This is a genomic window from Bacillus solimangrovi (assembly GCF_001742425.1).
In the GTDB taxonomy this organism is placed as follows: domain Bacteria; phylum Bacillota; class Bacilli; order Bacillales; family Bacillaceae_N; genus Bacillus_AV; species Bacillus_AV solimangrovi.
In genome coordinates this window covers 173,739-193,301 of sequence record NZ_MJEH01000011.1, presented here as the reverse complement: position 1 = coordinate 193,301, position 19,563 = coordinate 173,739, and the positions used below count along the sequence as shown (strand labels likewise).

17 protein-coding genes are annotated in these 19,563 nt (G+C 34.6%); 16 read left to right on the top strand and 1 reads right to left on the bottom strand.

Annotation, left to right across the window (positions count from 1 at the left end; genetic code table 11):
• Positions 1-193 precede the first annotated feature (193 nt).
• The 7 genes from BFG57_RS05625 (at position 194) to BFG57_RS05595 (ending at position 7,081) form a co-directional block, all read left to right on the top strand.
• On the top strand, positions 194-814 hold the full coding sequence (locus BFG57_RS05625; protein ID WP_069716491.1) for a stage V sporulation protein AA: 621 nt from the start codon (positions 194-196) through the stop codon (positions 812-814).
• The gene (locus BFG57_RS05620; protein WP_069716490.1) at positions 804-1,226 is read left to right on the top strand and encodes a stage V sporulation protein AB; all 423 of its coding nucleotides are present in this window, start codon (positions 804-806) and stop codon (positions 1,224-1,226) included. Before BFG57_RS05625 ends, BFG57_RS05620 begins: the two co-directional genes overlap by 11 nt.
• Before the next feature lie 164 nt (positions 1,227-1,390).
• Positions 1,391-2,407, top strand: a complete 1,017-nt coding sequence (spoVAD, locus tag BFG57_RS05615) for a stage V sporulation protein AD (protein ID WP_069716489.1) — start codon at positions 1,391-1,393, stop codon at positions 2,405-2,407.
• Between the two features lie 25 nt (positions 2,408-2,432).
• Positions 2,433-3,920, top strand: coding sequence for a spore germination protein (locus BFG57_RS05610; protein WP_069716488.1), 1,488 nt, complete (start codon positions 2,433-2,435; stop codon positions 3,918-3,920).
• Positions 3,921-4,224: 304 nt separating this feature from the next.
• A complete protein-coding gene (gene lysA, locus BFG57_RS05605) occupies positions 4,225-5,526 on the top strand; it encodes a diaminopimelate decarboxylase (protein WP_069716487.1) in 1,302 nt (433 codons plus the stop codon).
• Positions 5,527-5,756: 230 nt separating this feature from the next.
• Positions 5,757-6,194, top strand: coding sequence for a peptidylprolyl isomerase (locus BFG57_RS05600; RefSeq protein ID WP_069716486.1), 438 nt, complete (start codon positions 5,757-5,759; stop codon positions 6,192-6,194).
• A gap of 128 nt (positions 6,195-6,322) precedes the next feature.
• Positions 6,323-7,081, top strand: a complete 759-nt coding sequence (locus BFG57_RS05595) for a carbon-nitrogen hydrolase family protein (protein ID WP_069716485.1) — start codon at positions 6,323-6,325, stop codon at positions 7,079-7,081.
• Between the two features lie 64 nt (positions 7,082-7,145).
• Here BFG57_RS05595 and BFG57_RS05590 read toward each other — a convergent pair whose 3' ends face one another.
• Positions 7,146-7,397 (bottom strand): SunI/YnzG family protein, encoded by a 252-nt coding sequence (locus BFG57_RS05590; protein WP_069716484.1) that lies wholly within the window; start codon positions 7,395-7,397, stop codon positions 7,146-7,148.
• A 425-nt stretch (positions 7,398-7,822) separates the two neighbouring features.
• Between BFG57_RS05590 and BFG57_RS05585 the strand changes: the two genes are divergently transcribed.
• The 9 genes from BFG57_RS05585 (at position 7,823) to BFG57_RS05545 (ending at position 18,385) form a co-directional block, all read left to right on the top strand.
• The gene (locus BFG57_RS05585; protein ID WP_245676706.1) at positions 7,823-8,647 is read left to right on the top strand and encodes a hypothetical protein; all 825 of its coding nucleotides are present in this window, start codon (positions 7,823-7,825) and stop codon (positions 8,645-8,647) included.
• A gap of 325 nt (positions 8,648-8,972) precedes the next feature.
• Positions 8,973-9,224 carry a FeoA family protein gene (locus BFG57_RS05580; RefSeq protein WP_069716483.1) on the top strand — a complete coding sequence of 84 codons (252 nt, stop codon included), beginning with the start codon at positions 8,973-8,975 and terminating at the stop codon, positions 9,222-9,224.
• Complete coding sequence (gene feoB / locus BFG57_RS05575; protein ID WP_069716482.1) at positions 9,196-11,202, top strand: ferrous iron transport protein B; 2,007 nt, start codon at positions 9,196-9,198, stop codon at positions 11,200-11,202. Before BFG57_RS05580 ends, feoB begins: the two co-directional genes overlap by 29 nt.
• 50 nt (positions 11,203-11,252) lie before the next feature.
• Positions 11,253-11,432, top strand: a complete 180-nt coding sequence (locus BFG57_RS05570; RefSeq protein WP_069716481.1) for a FeoB-associated Cys-rich membrane protein — start codon at positions 11,253-11,255, stop codon at positions 11,430-11,432.
• A gap of 688 nt (positions 11,433-12,120) precedes the next feature.
• Positions 12,121-12,891, top strand: a complete 771-nt coding sequence (locus tag BFG57_RS05565) for a class I SAM-dependent methyltransferase (RefSeq protein WP_069716480.1) — start codon at positions 12,121-12,123, stop codon at positions 12,889-12,891.
• Positions 12,892-13,022: 131 nt separating this feature from the next.
• Positions 13,023-13,979 carry an ABC transporter ATP-binding protein gene (locus tag BFG57_RS05560; protein WP_425388474.1) on the top strand — a complete coding sequence of 319 codons (957 nt, stop codon included), beginning with the start codon at positions 13,023-13,025 and terminating at the stop codon, positions 13,977-13,979.
• Positions 13,980-13,989: 10 nt separating this feature from the next.
• Positions 13,990-15,204, top strand: a complete 1,215-nt coding sequence (locus BFG57_RS05555) for an ABC transporter permease (protein ID WP_069716478.1) — start codon at positions 13,990-13,992, stop codon at positions 15,202-15,204.
• Between the two features lie 13 nt (positions 15,205-15,217).
• The gene (locus BFG57_RS05550; RefSeq protein WP_069716477.1) at positions 15,218-16,372 is read left to right on the top strand and encodes an ABC transporter permease; all 1,155 of its coding nucleotides are present in this window, start codon (positions 15,218-15,220) and stop codon (positions 16,370-16,372) included.
• 72 nt (positions 16,373-16,444) lie between these two features.
• Positions 16,445-18,385, top strand: coding sequence for an alkyl/aryl-sulfatase (locus BFG57_RS05545; protein WP_069716476.1), 1,941 nt, complete (start codon positions 16,445-16,447; stop codon positions 18,383-18,385).
• The last annotated feature ends 1,178 nt before the right edge of the window (positions 18,386-19,563 follow it).

Sequence of the window (19,563 nt, the reverse complement as noted above, 5' to 3'; positions counted from 1 at the left end):
GATTTTTAAGCAGACAGGCAGTTGCCTGTCTTTTTTTTGTTGAAAAATCGATTGCTAATTGAAGAGATAAATTGATGATTAACATTTCTTCCAGTTATTACTTTACTTCATTTCGCATGACCTTATCAACGGATTCTCATACTACGAGTAGACACTTTGTTGAATTTGTAAAATATGAAATGAGGTGACAAGTATGCAGAAAGTTTGTTATCTCAGGTTACACCAACGTGTTATGACAAAACAAAATCAAGCCTTGAGACTTAGCGATGTTGCGCGAATTTCGGCTGAGGTTGAAGTGAAAGAAATAATTAAAGATATCATCGTTCATCAAGTATCTCCACAAGATAAAAGCATCATTATCATCGAAATGATAAAAATAATCGACTTAATTATGGAGGTTGATCCTGAGATTGACATTCAAATAACAGGACCAAATCAAGTGCTTGTTGAGGTTATGGTAGCAAAGAAAAATTGGTCAATTTTATCTTTTTCAGCTGTATGGTTATTACTCTTTTTTGGGGCAGGCCTTGCGATAATGAATTTTCATGAGGATGTAAGTATGCAAGGGGTTCATCAAAAAATATATACACTGATAACTGGAAAAGAAGAGAAGAAACCACTATTGTTTCAAATTCCTTATTCAATAGGTTTGGGTTTAGGGATGGTATTGTTCTTTAATCATCTCTTTAAGAAACGTTTCAATGAAGAACCAAGTCCTCTAGAAGTAGAAATGTTCAAATATCAGCAAGATCTAGACCAATATATGATCATTAATGAAAATAAAGAGAGTATTAAAAAACTTGATGACAATTGAAATTCTATTCATTATGTTCATTGGTCTAGCTGGAGGATTAGCGGTTGGTTCAGGATTTGTTGCCTTTCTTGCAGTACTTGGGATTATCCCACGATTAACTCAATTAACGAAAACGATGAAATTTATACGAGCATATGAATGGAGTGTAGTTGCGGGAGCTTGTGCAGGTGGATGGTTTGGATTACGAGGAATGAACTTTCATTTATCTTCTTTGTTATTAATTCCGATTGGATTAGGATGCGGTGTGTTCATTGGAATGCTCGCTGCCGCATTAACTGAAGTGTTGAATGTGTTACCGATATTGGCAAAACGAATTGGCATTGATGGTCAAATTGTTATCTTGCTCATGGCTATTGTGTTTGGGAAAATTTTTGGCTCGTTATTTCAATGGATATATTTTGTCGATCTATAAGGTAAGTTCTTGCTAAGATAGGATAATTGTATTTGCTTAATCTGATTCGGAATTAATCATCCTATCTCAATAAATACAATACAAAACTTATATGTAATGAAGGCATAGTAGGTAATGAACATGCATAGAAGGAATGATTATCGAATAAAGGCAGGTAATGTTCAATGAAACTGATTGGAGAACAAACGTGGCTTTTCCAAGAACCGATATTTGTAGAAGGGAAAGGTACCGCAGTTGGACCAAAGGAAGCACGTGGTCCACTAGGAAAGTTGTTCGATATTACTTATGAAAAGTTAGATTGTGGAGAGTCTAGCTGGGAAATGGCTGAAAGACGAATCATGAATGATGCAATCAATACTGCGTTAGATAAAGCAGGTTATGCTGATTCAGACATTGATTTTATGTTAGCTGGAGACTTACTTAATCAAAATGTCACGTCAAATTATGTTGCACGTGAATATAGAGTTCCATTTCTTTGTATGTTCGGGGCGTGTTCGACCTCAATGGAAACTTTAGCAATTGCTTCTGCGCTAATTGATGGTGGCTTTGCTAACAGAACGTTAGCAGCTGCTAGTAGTCATAATGCAAGTGCTGAGAAACAATTTCGATACCCAACAGAATATGGATGTCAAAAGCCTGATACTTCAACATTTACTGTAACAGGAGCAGGTGCAATTGTAATAGGGAAAAAAGAAGGTTCTGTTAGAATTACTTCGGCAACGATTGGGAAAGTCATTGATTATGGATTGAATGACCCGTTTGATATGGGGAGTGCGATGGCACCTGCTGCAGCGGATACTATTTCTCGACATTTTCGTGATTTAGCACGTACGCCTCAAGATTATGACTTAATCGCAACAGGAGACCTTTCTGCAGTTGGTAGTCCAATATTAGTTGATTTACTACAAAAGGAAGGCTTTGATATGACGAATATACACAATGATTGTGGGTTAATGATCTATTATTCTGACCAAGGAACGTTTGCTGGAGGTAGTGGATGTGGTTGTTCAGCTGTTGTCACATATGGGCATTTGTTAGATGAAGTAGCAAAAGGTAGTTTAAAACGGATTTTTATTGTTGCTACAGGAGCGTTGTTAAGTCCAACGATGCTTAATCAAAAGGAAACCATTCCATGTATTGCACACGGTGTCGTCTTTGAGCATGTTCCGACTTCTTCATAATTAAAGTAGAAAAGAGGTGAACAATTTGGTAAGTGAAAGCACAAAACAGAAGGAAGAAAAAATACCCGTTTCTTCCGATTTACCTAAAAATGAGCAATATTTAAAAGAACGTATTGGTTTAGGTGTTAGCTTTGATATAGGTGTTCGTAAGTTGAAAATATTGAACAAATGGGTAAATATTTATTTCGTTAATGGACTTTGTGACAGTAATATTATTATTGAGCTTCTAAAAGAAATGGTTGAAATTAATGATAATGAAGTGCCAGTATATAACACACGAAATTTAATCGAGAATCGTCTCGTTCATCAACAGGTACAACCTGCAAAAACGATGGACGAAGTTGTTGATCAATTGTTATCAGGGTTAATTATTATTTTAATTGAAGATGAATCACAAGGTTTTATCGTGGATGTTAGAAGTTATCCAGGTCGTTCACCTGAAGAGCCAGATAATGAGAAAATTGTGCGTGGTTCACGAGATGGATATACAGAAAACATTATTGAAAATACAGCATTGACGAGGCGACGTATTCGAGATGAGCGATTACGTTACGAAATCTTGCAAGTTGGTGAACGGTCGAAGACAGATATTTGTATTGCATATATAGAAGATGTTGCTGACAAACAATTAATCGAAGTCATTCGGAAAGAATTAAATGAAATTACAATAGATGGCGTACCAATGGCTGATAAGACCATTGAAGAATTCCTTGTGAAACAAGGATTTAATCCTTTCCCACTCGTTCGATACACAGAACGGCCAGATGTTGGAGCAACTCATTTATTAGAGGGTCACGTACTCATCATGGTTGATACGTCTCCGAGTGTTATTATTACACCTACAACATTTTTTCACCATGTTCAACACGCAGAAGAGTATCGGCAAACACCAGCAGTTGGTGCATACTATCGATGGATTCGATTCTTTGGAATGTTTATTGCTATGTTTTTAACTCCTTTATGGTTTTTGCTAGTACTCGAACCTCAATTATTACCACCAGCACTTGAATTTGTAGGGCCAAATGAAGAGACAAACGTTCCTGTTGTTGTTCAGTTGTTAATTGCTGACTTTGGATTAGATTTATTACGGATGGCTGCTATTCATACACCAACTCCTTTATCTACCGCAATGGGTCTAATAGCAGCAGTATTAATTGGACAAATTGCAATAGACGTAGGGTTATTTGTACCTGAGGTAATCTTGTACGTCGCAGTAGCAGCAATTGGAACGTTTGCTACACCGAGTTACGAATTAGCTGTTGCAAATAAATTAGTAAGGACAATATTCATATTATCTGTTGCGTTGTTTGGAGTACCTGGGTTTATGATATCAGTTACGGTTGCGTTAATCTTCTTAATTCAAATACGCTCGTTAAATACCCCTTACTTATGGCCGTTTGTACCGTTTAATCCAAAGGCATTTATGCAAATTCTTGTACGAATTTCCGTACCGCTTTCAAAAACGAGACCAAGCATTGTTCATCCACGTAATCCGAAAAAACAGCCAACATAAAGTGAAACTTCTATTAATGGATAGGAAGGATTTAAAGATAGACTGTGTTGAAACGAGCAGAAGGCTATCATGATATCCAAATATCCATATGATAATTTTGAGGGAATAAATATGGAACAATCGTTAATTGAAAGGTTTGCACTTGTGTGGTAAAGTGTTTTTTAATAGAGCAAAGTACGAAAGTTTCAAAAGGGCAGTTAGTTATCATAACTGCCTTTATTTCCATTCTTACCATAATGGTATACAGAATATTTCGTATGAAGTGAATGCTTAAGAATAGTTTATAGAAAATGAGGGGAACACGATGGAACTACATGGAGTGAGTAAAATCAACGATAATGGACATCTTGAAATCGGTGGTGTAGATGTTATTGAGTTAACGAAAGAGTATGGTACACCATTGATCGCTTATGATACAGCTTTAATCCGGGAACGAATGCGTTCTTTCAAACAAACATTTGAGAAACACGGTATTACAGCTCAAGTTGCTTATGCAAGTAAAGCATTTTCTTGTAAAGCGATGATTCAACTCGTTGCACAAGAAGGTCTAAGCTTAGATGTTGTTTCAGCAGGTGAGTTATATACAGCGGTTCAAGCTGGTTTTCCGGTAAAGAAAATTCATTTCCATGGTAATAATAAGAGTATAGAAGAGATTAGAATGGGAGTTGAAGCAGGAATCGGTTGCTTCGTAACGGATAACTTCTATGAAATAAGCCTTCTCGAACAAGTAAGTAAAGAAAAGGGAGTTAAGATTCCTGTTCTATTACGAATTACACCAGGGATTGAGGCTCATACACATGATTATATTTTAACAGGACATGAAGATTCAAAGTTTGGTTTTGATCTAGGAAGCGGACAAGTCGAAGGTGCCATTCAAGCTGTGAAAGATTCAGAACATATTGAATTGCTAGGTGTGCATTGTCATATCGGTTCGCAAATCTTCGAATCAACAGGTTTTGTTATGGCTGCTGAGAAAATTTATGAAGCAATGAATAGATGGTATCACGAGATGGATTACATACCAAAAGTGATGAATCTCGGTGGAGGTTTCGGTATTCGTTATACAGATGAGGATGATCCATTGTTACCGAATCAATATATTGAAGAAATTATTCAAGCAGTAAAAGCAAAGTCAGAACAATTTGGTTTACCAGTTCCAGAGATTTGGATTGAACCAGGTCGTTCAATTGTTGGAGATGCAGGTACAACACTTTATTCAGTAGGTTCTACAAAAGAAATACCTAATGTAAGGAAGTATGTTGCAGTTGATGGTGGAATGAGTGATAATCTTCGTCCAGCATTATACCAAGCAAAATATGATGCAGCTCTTGCAAATCGTATGAATGATGAACGAGAAGAGTTAGTATCAATTGCGGGTAAGTGTTGTGAGTCGGGTGACATGCTTATTTGGGACGTTGAACTTCCAAAGGTGAAAGGTGACGATGTTCTTGCTGTATTCTGCACAGGTGCTTACGGTTATTCAATGGCGAATAACTACAATCGTATTCCACGCCCAGCAGTAGTTTTTGTAGAGAATGGAGTAGCGAAGCTCGTTATTAAACGTGAGTCTTACGAAGATCTAGTACGATATGACCTTTCATTATAATCAGTCCTTACTGAGCTAGATTAACTAACCATCAGTTGATGATGATATAAGATCTTCACTGTTAGAAGTTTCACTTTATGATGTGTTATGTGATATGATATAGTTCAACTTATCGTGTTAATAATGACGCTGATCACCACTTCAACTATTAAAATGTAGAAGTGGTGTCTTAGTGCCGGTTAGTACGTGATATAGGTTAATTAAGGTATACATAAAAGGAGCGAATTTAGATGGCTAAAAAAGGACAGATTTCTTTTGAAAATGGAGAAAAAATCGAAATCGAATTTTTCCCAAATGAAGCACCAGGAACGGTAGCTAACTTCGAAAAATTAGCGAGCGAAGGATATTATGATGGATTAACATTCCACCGTGTCATTCCAGGTTTCGTAGCACAAGGTGGTTGCCCACACGGTACAGGTACAGGTGGTCCAGGTTACTCAATCAAATGTGAAACTGAAGGGAACCCACACAAACATGAAGTAGGTTCACTTTCAATGGCACACGCTGGTAAAGATACTGGTGGTAGCCAATTCTTTATCGTACATGAGCCACAACCACATCTAGATGGTGTACACACAGTATTTGGTAAGGTGACAGAAGGAATGGATACAGTTCTTCGCATCCAACCAGGTGATATCATGAAAGAAGTTAAAGTTTGGGAAGAGTAAAACTAATTAAAAGGTGCTAATTCAGTTAATGGATTACCACCTTTTTTTATTTGTATATTATATGTTTTTCTGATATTTTAGAAAAATACATAATATTAGTAGACTAAGTAATTAGGGAGGAGAGACACATGAAGATCGGTTTAGCTCAAACAAAGTTTCCACAATCAGCATCAGAAGGTTTGGAAATTGTTAAGGATATGATAAAGCAGGCACATCAAAACCACTGTGATATTATTTGCTTTCCAGAATCAATCGTTCCTGGATTAAGAGGTGTAGGTTATGAGGTAGACGAGTATAATCACGATTTTCAAACTTCTGTATTGGATGAAATTTGTGCATTAGCGAAACAATTGAAATTAGCAGTTATTTTACCATTGGAATGGACAGATGAACTCGGCTTACACCTCGTTGCATTTGTTATAGATGAAAATGGTGAAATACTTGGCTATCAAACAAAAAATCAAATTGCTCCAGACGAAGACTTTTTTAATTATGTTCCAGGTAGTGGGCGTCAATTATTTGAAATTAAAAATGTTAAGTTTGGTATCGTTATTTGCCATGAGGGCTGGAGGTACCCAGAAACAGTAAGATGGGCAGCTGTGCGTGGAGCGAGTATCGTGTTTCATCCTCAATTTACAGGTAGTGTGCCTAATCCTGAATTTTATGACTATGCAATGATATGTAGAAGTGTAGAAAACAATATTTATTTTGCTAGTGTTAACTATGCACTTGAAAATCAAGGAAGTACAACATCTCTCATCTCCCCAACTGGAGAGAGATTAATGGGAGTTAGTAAGAACGCTGAACAATTACTTGTTTGTAATATTGATACAAAACAAGCTGATAGATTGCTAGCAAAGCGGTTTAATCAAGATTTATTACAATGAATGATTAATAGATCTGTTGCCTATATGAATTAGGCAACAGATCTATTAATTGAACACTTTAGTTTTAACCTTCTTGTAATAGTTCTAAGATTCCATCACCGTTACTTGTGTAGATTAAATAATTATCTGAAGTTGTTTCGATAATGATTCTGTCAGTATTTGCATAAGGATGCCCTATATGTACAGAAATAGAAGCATCACCTGCATATTCAGATCCTTCATAGACGTTAGTTATCTCTTTTTTATCAATATTAAATTTCGAAACTAACCAACTAATTGTAATTCTATCCCCATTGTCTTTAACTTTCACACTCATAAAGAGCACTCTCCTCTGTAAATGTATTGTTTTGTTACGATTTACAAGTATTACTTTACAAAAATAATTATAGCATTATTTAATAGACTTTTTTCTAATTAAGGAAATATTTACTAATTATTATTCGGAAATGTATAGTTTATTAACTATACTGTATAAGCTGATTATCTTATAGAGAGCAGTTCATTATTTTGGTTCTAAGGATTTATTTCAATAGAAAATGAAAAAATCACAATTTCAATATAGTAATTTCGTCACAAATAAATCCATAAATCGTCACTATATTGTGATATATTTCACATGTTAGGTAATAACTTCCGCTGTATACTTAACATATACCGAACGTTCGATGCGTTATCTTTCTCTATAAAAATGCAGCATTTACAACTAACTTTCAAATTAATAAAGTAGAGGATGATGTGCTCATGAATATTACGATATGGCCACATGCAATTACTATGCCTATCTATTTTGGTATATTGTTAATAATTGTATCTTTCTTTAGAAAGCATTATAAACTATCAGCCTACTTCTGGATTGCCTCTCTATTTACATTTCCTTTATGGATTTTAGGTGGTGTAGAAGGCTGGTTTAGGTGGGCGAAAATATTAAGTGTACTATTACCAACGATAGTTGTAGGCTTTTCTCGGATCGCTGTTGTAGAAAATAAGCAAGGTAAGCTTTGGGACATTCTAAAATCAGAACAATTTTTATGGTTTTTCTATGCGATTCTATTCCTAAACATTTTAGAAGCAACGATAAAAGATGCAACAATGGGTAATTATTTTAATGCAGCAACAGGTTTTTTACTTTGTGTTACAATTCCATTTGCACCTAAGTTCTGGAGGATTATGAAAGATCGTTCTGGTGACTTGATTGCATATACAACAGCATCATGGAACTTTTTGTACACGACTTGGAATGCATGTTTTGTATACGCTGAGAGTCCGGTCTATTTTGGTAGTTCATTATGTATCTTATTAGCAGCAGAATTGTACCCAGTTATGAAAGGTCGACCAGAGTTATATATTACTGCTCGAGTATATACGTTGGCAGCACATTTGTTATTAAGGGCGACTTTCGATATCTTCCCAATGACAATGGATACATCAACATGGTTTAATCCAGAAGTGATGAAAGCTTGGGGTTTAATCAACTTCATCTTAATCGTTCCGTATGTATTTTGGCATATGTGGCAATTACAGACAGGGAAGTGTGAACGAAGCTTCCGTCGTGCGAGAGCTGCGTAGCATTATTTTTGGAAATTGTAGAAAGCGCTTTAAATTTGATAAGAAGGAGTCTTTTTCAGAGGATTATTCCGTATGAAGAAGACTCCTTTTTAACGTTATAAACTTCATTAGATTAGTAACTAACATTAGTTTTATCATTTAAAACCCATTTATGGTTCAATTTTCAAATTGTTCATGAAATCGTTACATAATTGTGCGAAAAACTATTCGAACCTTAATGGCAGTACTATATGATTAAAATACATTGAGAAGAATTATCATTATCGAATAGAGACGATTTTAATAAATATAATTGACTAAGATGTCATAGTGGGAGTGATGACAAATGAATATAGTGAACTTAAAAAAAGGTTCAAAAGCAACGATTAATGATTTATCTAAGACTAGTGAATTAGTCAAACAGCGGCTATTGCATATGGGTGTAGATGAGGGAAAGCAAATTTGTTTAAGGTGCGTAATGCCTTTTGGAGGTCCAGTGTTAATAGAAGCTTGTGGGCAATGTATTAGTATACGACGTAAGGAAGCGTTGAATATAGGAGTTGAGAAGGTTGTCAGTACAAATTGCGTTATTCGGTAACCCTAACACTGGCAAAACATCACTCTTCAATCATTTAACAGGTTCGTATGAGTATGTAGGGAATTGGAGTGGTGTGACTGTAGAGAAAAAGGTTGGTCGTTTGCGAAATCCACACGGACAACTAATTGATTTACCTGGTGTATATTCCTTAAATCCACTATCAAGAGATGAGGAAGTCGTTTCTCGATTCTTACTAACTGAGTCATTTTCATCTATTGTCAATATAGTAGATGCATCGCAATTAAAGAGGAATCTTCAACTAACAGTTCAATTGTTGGAGTATGGAAAACCGATTAATATCGGGTTAAACATGGTTGACGTAGCGGAAAATAGAGGACATATCATCCATGATCAACTGTTATCAAAGTTACTCGGTGTACCTGTTGCACCAATCATTGCTCGTTCAGGAAAGGGGTGTGACAAACTTACAAATAACATGTCACACATCGATAGTCATAAAAGTTCTTTATTCAAAATTCATTACGGTGCAATTATTGAAGAAAAAATTGAACAAATTATTGAACTATTACCCGACAATATTTCTCTATCTAAAAGATGGTTAGCTATCCAGTATTTAGAGAGAAATAATACGGTTGAAGCATATGTTAGTCACATAGCTGATGAAGATATTCTTAATCCGATATACAAACAAGCAGAGGAACTAATCGCAAAAGAGCAAAATGGCCTATCAGTAAGACAATACATTTATCAAATACGAGAACAATTTATTGAGGAAGTTATTCAGCGTGTTTCAGAAGTATCTGAAACAAATAAAAGAACTGCAACAGAACTGATCGACAATATCGTTACACATAAGCTCTTAGGATTACCATTGTTTCTGATGTTCATGTATGTCATTTTCATGTTAACGTTTGATTGGCTAGGATCACCTTTAGCAGACATGTTAGACGGATTAATTGCAGGACCATTAACAAATTTGATTGAACAAGGACTTACGTTAATCGGTGCCTCTCAGTTTATCCATTCACTAATATTAGATGGGATTGTAGCAGGGGTTGGAGGCGTCTTAGTTTTTGTACCACAAATTTTTATTTTATTTCTATTAATCTCTTTTCTTGAGGATTCAGGATATCTTGCTAGAGTAGCAGTTGTGATGGACCGAATAATGGAGTTGATTGGTTTGAATGGAAAAGCATTCATTCCGATGATTATAGGCTTTGGTTGTAATGTTCCAGGTGTAATGGCAGCAAGAACGATTGAACAACCGAAGGAACGATTACTGACAATATTGTTGACGCCATTAATGTCTTGCTCAGCAAGACTTCCTGTATATGCTCTGTTTGTAGGTGCGTTTTTCGTCAAACAACAAGCATTTATCGTACTTTCGTTGTACGTGTTAGGAATTGTTGTTGCAATGCTTGTAGCAAAGTTGTTTTCGATTGTCTTTTTTAGAGGGGAACAATCAGTATTTGTAATGGAGCTGCCACCTTATCGATTTCCACAATTGCTAACGTTATGGAGAAGTACGTGGGAGAAGGGGAAAGGGTTTCTGAAAAAAGCAGGTACATTTATTTTCGCAGGTTCTGTATTTATATGGCTCTTAACGTATTTCGGTCCGACTGGAATTGCTGAACAGATGGATGATAGCTTTTTAGCAGTTATCGGTAGCTATATTGCTCCAATATTCTCACCGTTAGGATTCGGGACTTGGCAAGCTTCAGCTTCATTAATGACTGGTTTTTTCGCAAAGGAAGTTGTCGTATCAACGATGAATATTATTTATCATGCTCCTAATACGGAGTCACTACAAGGAATGCTTTCACAATACTACAGTCCAATATCAGCAATTAGCTTTATGTCATTTGTACTGTTATACATTCCGTGTTTAGCGACAGTAGCAACGATTAAAAAAGAAACAGCATCAACAAAATGGACACTTTTCTCAATAGGTTACGCATTAGTTATCGCATATATTGTTTCGCTACTTATTTATCAAATTGGAGAGCTATTTATTTAATAATAAGGTAAGTTATTTTTATGACTAATTTATAATTAGGAAGTGATAATATGATAGTGAATATTGTGCTCGGTTCACTCATTATTGGTTATGCTTCATTTATGTTTGTGAGGTTCATTAAGAGAAGTTCAAAAGGAAAGTGTGAAAGTTGTTCTACTACTTGTGAAGTGCAGTGTGCTCATAATTCGAATCAAAAAAATGAGTTTGTGAAGAAAGATGTTAAATCTTAAATAGTGGTGTACATGAGATAAAATAAACAATTATAATTATCCTCAATAGTTCTCAAGTTAAAGGAAGTTTTATAAATTATTTAAAAGAGGAGATGCAACCTTAAATAGTTGTATCTTCTCTTTATAAGTTATGTAGTAGTAAAGAAAATTTAATGAATTCGTTTTCAATAATGAATATTAAATAAACGTGACATATAAATAACTATTTTGAAGTAATAATTATCTGTCGGTCAATAAATTTTTGAAAGTTATTATTAGTAGATATAGTTTAGTTTAATGCTTCTAAAAGTGTAACAACATGAGGAATGATACTACCTAGAAATTTTAAAAAAGCAATTGCAAACTCCATCTTGTAACCTCCTTTTAATTTTGCTGAATTTTCTAACTTAACTAATATTATATTTTGAAATAATATTATATACAATGGTCTATTTGGCGGAAATCAAAGTAAAATAAAGGTTCTATTTCATGAAAATTAGGGCAAAGATCCCGAAAGTAATGAGTGGTCTCTAGTACTAAGTGTTCTGCTGTTGATATAAGTAAAGTTCATAGTGTCTTATTGATAAGTTATTTTTATGAAAAATGATAAAATAGTAATAATTTCATTATAGTTGATTTTGAATATAGTATTAAGGAGGAACTATTGTAAAGTGGGAATTAAAAAATGTAAAGTGAGGGAGGAGTTTAGATGGGTATTAAAAAGGATGTTCAAAAGCAATTTGGACGTAGTGCCGACTCATATGTGACTAGTAAAGGTCATCGAAAAGGAAAGGACTTAAAAAAGCTCGTAGAAATAGCTCAAACAAATCGAACTGAACAAGCACTCGATATTGCAACAGGTGGAGGTCATACTGCAAATGCATTGGCACCATTTGTTCAAAAAGTAATCGCAATGGATTTAACAATTGAAATGTTAACTGCGGCTGAAGAATTTATTACTAGTAACGGACATCATAATGTGGATTTTGTTCAAGGTGATGCGGAAAAACTACCTTTTTCTGATGGGTTATTTGACATTGTAAGTTGTCGGATAGCTGCACACCATTTTCCTAATATTGAAACGTTTATTAGTGAAGTTCATCGCGTATTAAAGAATGGTGGGCAATTATTGTTAGATGATAACGTAGCCTCAGAAGTGGATGAGTTTGACCAATTTTATAACCATATTGAAAAAGTTCGAGATTATAGTCATTACAGGGCTTGGAAAAAATCAGAATGGCTACAAATGCTAGAAGTGAAGGGGTTTGAAATACAAGAGTTACATCGTTTTGAAAAACAATTTGAGTTTCATAATTGGTGTGAGCGTATGCATTTGTCAGACGTAGAGAAACAAGCGTTAAATGAACTGATGATGCAAAGTTCAGAAAGTGTAAAGAGTAAGTTTCGTATTCACATAGAGAACGAACAGGTTATTTCATTTCAAGGTGAAGCGATGTTGTTACGTGCAAGAAAGAGATAATGCAGCTATGTTTATGATTATGAATCTTAAAGAGGAAACAAATGAAAAATGTGGAATTTAAAGATTAACTTAAAAGTAGCATTTGCTGCTTTTATTTTGTTCATTTCTATCTTCATAACGTAATAGTATCAATGTTAAAGGATGTGAGTTCATTGTTAACGATCGATGCTTTACAAAAAAAATACGGAAAAAAAGAGGTTGTGAAAGACGTTTCATTTTCAATTCAAAAAGGGGAGTCATTCGGATTATTAGGCCCGAATGGAGCAGGTAAATCAACCATCATTTCTATGATAAGTGGACTTGTTTCACCAGATGCTGGTGATGTCATTGTAGATGGACAGTCCATCAGAAAATATTCATTAGATGTAAAGAAAAAGATTGGAATTGTCCCACAAGAGATTGCCTTATATCAAACGATGTCTGCGAAAGATAACCTCATTTTTTGGGGCAAGTTGTACGGGTTGAAGAGACATGTTGCAAAGAAAAGAGCAGAAGAGGTTCTTCACTTTATCGGTTTAACAGATCGAGCGAAAGACAAGGTAGAAACATTCTCTGGAGGTATGAAAAGGCGAGTCAATATTGGCGTTGCACTTATGCATGAGCCTGAATTACTTATTATGGATGAACCGACAGTTGGCATTGATCCACAATCTCGTAATCATATTTTAGAAACTGTGAAGAACTTAAATGCACAAGGAATGACTGTCATTTACACAAGTCATTATATGGAAGAGGTTGAGTATCTTTGTGACCGAATTGCGGTTATTGATCACGGTAATCTAATTGCAATTGGTACTAAGACAGAGTTGTGTAACTTACTTAATGAAAACACTGCTGTTCAATTAGTCGTTAATAAAGTTGTCGATTCATTTGTAGAAAAAATCGAAGAACTTGAACATGTTGAGCGTGTTGCAGTGAATGAAGAAAATAACGAAATTGTAATCTATCTTTCTAACAATGACATGTTGTTAAAACAAATTGTCGCAATTTCAACAGATGAGAATGTCTCCATTCTATCATTGCGAGTGAAAGAACCCAATCTTGAAACGTTATTTCTACAGCTTACTGGACGTTCACTTAGAGATTAGGAGGGCTTAAATGAAGAGCTTTATTATTGCTTGGAATGACTTTCTCATCCGTGTCAAAGATCGAAAAGGCTTTTTATTAATGTTAATCATGCCATTAATGATTACATCGATATTAGGGTTTGCACTAGGCGGAGTTATGAATAATGAAGTGAAACTACCTCATACGACAGTAGGTGTGTTCGTACCTGATTATGATCAGCTTTCAACAGGGTTAGTCGAGGGACTGTTAAAAAATCCTGATGTGGAAGAGTTTATTGAAGTGATCGATTATTCGTCTACAGAAGAAGTAGAATTAGCTATTGAAGATAACATAGTAGAGGTTGGACTTATCGTTCCAGACAAATGGAGTAACGGATTAATTGAACAGAACATACAAGATGTTAAATTACTTACTAGTTCAAATTCAGACATTCAGTTAATGATTGTCGATTCGATTGTTCGTTCATATGTACAACGTGCACAAATCATTTCGACTACATCACATTTAGTCCTTTCAGATATAGGTCAATCTGTGCCAGTTATGACGGGTGAACAGAATATGGACCATGTTATTTCGGATTTTGTAACAATGTTACGTGTTAGAGCAGAAACTGAACCGTATGATGTTCGTTCTTCTGTTATTGGAGAAAGAGCAGTAACAAGTATGCAATATTATGCTGCTGGTATGGGAATGATGTTTCTATTATTTAACGTCATCGTCGGAGGAAAAGTGTTATTGAATGAACGTACGAATCAAACTTTAGAACGACTTAACAGTACATCAACTAGTAGGGTGGAGATAATATTTGGAAAGTTTTTAGGAACTTTTTTTTATTGTCTGTGCCAGATGATTGTTTTTATAAGTATGACATACGTTTTATTGAAAGTGGACTGGGGATCAAATGTCTTGCAAGTATTCGTAATTGGTCTCGTGTATTGTTTTGCTATTTCTGGATTATCGATCATTATTGCTTCATTGTTACAAGACGATAAAGCGATTGATCTATCGGGTAGTTTAATCGTTCAAATATTTGCATTATTAGGAGGATCGATGGTTCCTATCTATCTGTTTCCTGACATTTTACATAAGCTATCAATGATAGCACCTAACAAATGGGCATTATCAAGTTTTCTAGACATTATGCTAGGTGTGAATTGGAGTGACTTAATGAACACGATTATTGTATTAGCTGCAATTGGTATTATCTCGTTATGTATAGGTACTCTTAGGTTTAAGGTTCGCTAAGGGAGAGTGGATGATGAGTAAGATGTGGAGCATTTGCTTAATTGAACTGAAAAAAGTATTTAAGAAACCTAGCTCGTATTTTGTAATGTTTATTATGCCGATTTTGTTTACATTTATTTTCGGTAGTATGTTTGGTGATGAACAGTACTCCAAACCATTATTTGCACTTGTTGATGAAGATCAGTCACTATTATCAGAGACGTTTAAAGAAAATATTGAGCAAAATAGGCTGTTTTCTATTGAATTGCTTGAAAGAGAAGAAGCGATTGAACGAGTGAGAGATAAATCTTTAACTGGATTGATTATCGTCTCAAAAGGATTTGCTCAAGAAGTGATGATGGATAATCAACCTATCATTGATGTTCACTATTCACCAGATTTTTTAAGCATTCAAGCAGTTGAACAAACAATCGTTAATGCCATCACAGACATTTCTATACATGTAGCAGCAGCAAACGTTTGGAGCAATTATCATACGGAAGATTGGGAATTACTTTATAGCGATTTGACAGATAATACTGCTTCTTTGGGTGAAGGAATTGAGGTAGTAAACATCGCTCAAACCAATAAAACGGGTGAACAAAGCAATATGTCTGCACGAGCAGCTGGTTTTGCGATTATGTTCGTCATGTTTGAGATGTTAAGCGTTACAGGCGTTTTTCTAGAAGCACGCAAAGAGGGAATTTGGTATCGGTTATTAGCTACACCTATATCAAAAGTTCAACTACTTGGTGGATATTTATTAAGCTTCTTCCTAATCGGTTGGTTACAATTTGGTATTCTCATGTTCGTTTCATCATTATTGTTTAAAGTAGTTTGGGGAGATTTATTTGCGAATATCATATTAGTATCTGCACTTATTCTATGTGTAGTAGGGCTAGGGTTGTTCCTCGCTAGTATTGTGCGCACTGTTGAGCAGCAATCAGCAATAGGAACAATTGTAATTGTATCAACGTGTATGCTAGGCGGTGTTTATTGGCCATTGGAAATAGTTCCGGAATTTATGCAGACTATCGCAAACTTCATCCCACAAACATGGGCGATGAAAGGTTTCAATCATATATCAGCAGGAAGTCGTGTAGCTGATATCATACCGAATGTTATAATCCTCATGTCATTTGCAGTCGCTTTCATTGGAATAGGGTTGAAAAGAGTTAAGTATGAGTAAAAGATCTACTTATGGATAAACATTTCTATTGAATTGACGCATACAATGAAGTACATCTTAGGAGGTGGGCTTATGAGCGTTAATGAAAATGGAGAGTTAGAAAGAGACATAGAATTAAATCTGTTAAGGAAAAATGCCACATTAAAAACGAGGATAATAAATAAAGAAGAATATAAGAAAATAGATTGGGGAAGGTTGGGAATTGAGCGGGAATGGGCAATAAAAAATATGCTTGTCGATGTACCTTTTCCTGTTATCAAAAGTAAGAGTTCACTCTTACCCGTATGGAACTTAACTCGTTATGAATTCTTAGAAGTAGATGAAATGCCAGATACGGTTCATCCAAAATTATGGGAGCAAGGAAAATTAAACTTACATTGTGGTCTTTACCAAGTAACCAATAAGATATACCAAGTTCGTGGGTTTGACCTTGCAAACCTCAGTCTCATAAGAGGTGATACAGGTTGGATTATAATAGATTGCTTAACGTCAAAGGAAACAGCCGAAGCAGCAATTCAACTAGTGAACAGTCACTTTGGTGTGATCCCAATAAGTGCAGTAATTTTCACCCACTCTCACGTTGATCACTATGGAGGCGTTTTGGGTGTTTTGGAAAGTGGAGCGACAGAAGGTGTTGAGATTTTTGCACCAAGTGGATTCTTAGATGCTGCGCTAGAAGAGAATGTAACTGCAGGGATAGCAATGACACGCAGAGGTTTATATATGTATGGTGAACTGCTACCTAGAGGTGCGAAGGGGCAAGTTGATAGTGGTATTGGAAAGTACGTATCTTCTGGAACAGTGACACTTGTAAATTCTGCTCAGGAAATTACACTTTCTGATGATGAAAAGTATGTAGAAAAGTGTGTAGACGGTGTTACGTTGCAATTTCAACTAACTCCCGATACTGAAGCACCTGCAGAAATGAATATTTATGTGCCTGAGGAGCAATCATTATGTATTGCTGAAAATTGTACTGCTACACTTCATAACATTTATACGTTGCGTGGTGCAGAAGTTCGCGATCCCGTAGCCTGGGCAAAATACATTCAACAGGCGATTGATTTGTTCGGTGATACATTAACCTCGGTTTTTGAGGTTCATAATTGGCCTCGACATGGGCAAGAGTATTGCATTGATTATATGGAAAAACAAAGAGATCTTTATCAATACATTAATGATCAAACGTTACGATTAATCAATAAAGGATTTACGTTAGAAGAAGTTGGAAGACTAGTGCATTTCCCAGAAAGTTTGCGAAAGGAATGGTACAACAGTTCCTTTTATGGAACTGTGAATCATAATTCAAAGGCAGTGTATCAAAAATATATGGGCTGGTATAACGGAAATCCTGTTGACTTAAATAAGCTATTACCAGAAGAATCCGCAACAAAATATGTTGAATATATGGGTGGAGAAGAAAGAATTATTGATAAGGCGAAAAAGTCCTTTCGGGAAGGAGAATATCAATGGGTAGCAGAAGTGACAAAACAAGTAATTTACGCGAACCCAAATAATCGTGAAGCTAAATTATTGTGTGCAGATGCTTTGGAGCAATTAGGATATATCGCTGAATCAGGGCCTTGGAGAAATGAATATTTGATGGGAGCTCAAGAGTTACGTTACAGCATCATTCCAATTCAACGTTCCACAATTACAAGTGATGTGTTAGATATTATGTCACTTGAACAGGTGTTAAGTATGTTCAGTATTAGACTCGATGGATTAGTATCAGGTAATTATGATTTTAAAATTAATTTTGTCATTCCAGATCGAGAAGAAGCAGCAACAACGGAAGTAAAAAGAGGCATCTTTAGATATATATCAAAAGGACTTGGGGAAGCAGCCGTTACAGTTACAATGTTAAAAGATACGTTATATGAACTTGTTACAACAAATGAGAAGCCAGACAGTGCCTCAATTAAAGTTGTTGGTGACAAATCGAAATGGGATCTATTTTTGTTAGCGTTAGATGAAATTGATCGGAATTTCCCAATTGTAACACCAAAATAATCCACTGATAGATGAATAGAAAATTTAAAATGATGAGAGAGTAGAGCAATCTACTCTCTTTTTTTATGGAAAATAAAATTGTCTACAGATTAATTATATGAAGATTTTATCATTCGAGATTTTAATAAACCTCTATTAAGGTAGTGGAACTAATCGTGTGATGACTCAAGCTTTCCTCTTCATTTAGAATTCTTCAACTATCAAAGTTATAGAGTGAGTTTTCTTATAAATACATGTAAACATATAAAATATATGAGTTTACTATGAGTAGGGTGAAAATGTTGAATAAGAGATACGTATTTCTATTCACATATTCGTTTTTTATGAGTGTTATTACACTAGTGATATAACTAAAATGAAGGTTTAATCTAATATAAGGTTAGATAAGTAAGTAGCAATGGTGTCTGATTAAGATAAAGTAGTTAAGTTATTATTGGGTTTTTTTAACTATTTTATGTGTGCTTTCTTCTGTTAGAAATAGTGTAAATACTGCTTAATAGAAAAGAAATATGTTAAAATGATATTTAAATATATAATATTCAGAAAATTTAGTTAATATATATTTATACAGGTACTTAAGTAATTTAATCATTCTATTCAAAATGAAATAACATTTAACTTATTTTTATATAAAATTAAATTTTTACCAAGTGATTCAAAAGTCCCGAAAAAAATGTTAATTTTTTACTCGAACTTGATGGTAATATGTTAGTTTATGAAATAATAGTAATTAAGACCTATTCGAATACGTATGAAGAATTAGAAAAATCTGATAATTAATTATAAGTAAATAGCTTGGAATAAATAAATATAAAAGTATAATAATATAAAAAAATTTAACGATTTAATACATTAAAGGGAAGGTGTGTTCTTATAACAAGCATGAAGTTTATTTGCGAAGTGTAAATGGTATATTATACTGGAAAAATTGCATAAACGACCTAAATCTTTGTACAAATACAATTATAAAGAGAATATACAATAGAAGGTAAAATAACTTTTATTTACAATTTTGTGATTGTATGTAATAGAAATTAAGTGTTGTAGTTTAGAAAAGTTATAATTTTGGTAAAATGATTTTCTGCTATATATTAATTGGTTAAAGTAGAAGAAAATAGATTAAATTATAGTAAAAATAGCAGTTTACTGAAATTTAGGGATGATAACCCATGTCATAA